This window comes from Caballeronia sp. LZ003, assembly GCF_031451465.1.
GTDB lineage: Bacteria > Pseudomonadota > Gammaproteobacteria > Burkholderiales > Burkholderiaceae > Caballeronia.
In genome coordinates this window covers 1-530 of record NZ_JARUXJ010000147.1, presented here as the reverse complement: position 1 = coordinate 530, position 530 = coordinate 1, and the positions used below count along the sequence as shown (strand labels likewise).

General features: G+C 57.0%; 1 pseudogene. It reads right to left on the bottom strand.

Annotated elements, in window-relative coordinates:
* A pseudogene (locus QCE79_RS33510) lies at positions 1-530 on the bottom strand (hypothetical protein); the annotation flags it as partial.

The window sequence follows — 530 nt, the reverse complement described above, 5'->3', positions numbered from 1 at the left end:
TGCTCAACCTGGAAATTACGGCTTCCATCATTGTTTTCGACCGGCACGCCGTCCAAATAAACCGAGCGAAGCTTAACTTGATCTGCTTCTGCTAAACCGGAAATTTCCCCCTCGGAGATCAGATCGACCGTGGTGCAACACAGGCGGCTCTTAATGGGCGTCTTGAATTGTTCAGCCAAACTGCCGCTCGCTTGTGATAGAGAGTTTTTCTCAGCCTCCTCTTGCACGGCGCTCACATGCGCTTCGACGGCTAGCATGCTGGCGCTGATCACGGTCGAACCCACGCGCATACGGCCATAGAGCAACGGTACGGGCCCGCCCTGAGCGACCACATTTTGGATACCTGGCATCCCATGCTGGTTTGCCGTAGGCGGTGTAGGCGTTTGTGGCGAGAGCATTTGCGCGATTCCGCCAAGCGCCAACGATCCTCCCATGAGCATCATGTCGATGCCGAACTTGTTGCCTGGAATCAGCCACATCGACGCAGCGCCTGCCGCGGCAAGCGCCACGCCCGCAATCGTCTGGAAGAT